At 74.1% G+C, this 463-nt stretch carries 1 protein-coding gene and 1 pseudogene; both read left to right on the top strand.

Going from position 1 to position 463, the window contains the following annotated elements; translation table 11 throughout:
• Positions 1-276: hypothetical protein (locus TN53_RS48930; protein ID WP_234441865.1), on the top strand; the 276-nt coding region annotated here is incomplete at its 5' end.
• Positions 273-463, top strand: a pseudogene (locus tag TN53_RS42310) (hypothetical protein); the annotation flags it as partial. The gene TN53_RS48930 and the pseudogene TN53_RS42310, both read left to right, overlap by 4 nt.

The following is a 463-nucleotide window of genomic DNA, read 5'->3' as shown; positions in this document are numbered from 1 at the left end:
CGCACGCCCGTGAGCGTCACCGTCCGGGCGCCGGCCAAGGCCGACCTCCCCCTCGGCATGCGCCCGAAGCGGGGGAGCGGCCCTCGCTTCCCCCTGCGCATCGACCGGCAAAGCCCGGTCCTCCGAGACATGGCCGACGGCAGTGCGGACGCCGCTGCCCTCCCGCGGTCGTGCCGTCGCACGATGCACACCGCCCAGGCCCCGGCACCGGGCGTGACCGTGCCGACCGACACCGCGCACCGCGGCGGTCCCTCTATCCGTGAAGGAGCAGCGTGAACAGTGTGGCGACGCCGGCCCCGGCCGGCGCACAGACCGCGGCCGGGGTGCCGTTCTTCTCCCAGGCGGCCACCTTCGAACGGCTGTGGCCGCAGATCGAGGCCCACACCTCGGACGTGCTGGAGCGCGGCAAGTACTCGCACGGCCGCAAGGTCCTGGAACTGGAACGGGCGATCGCCCAGTACCC

The sequence above is a fragment of the Streptomyces sp. WM6386 genome, from assembly GCF_000972385.1.
GTDB lineage: Bacteria > Actinomycetota > Actinomycetes > Streptomycetales > Streptomycetaceae > Streptomyces.
This window is presented reverse-complemented; position numbering and strand designations above follow the sequence as displayed.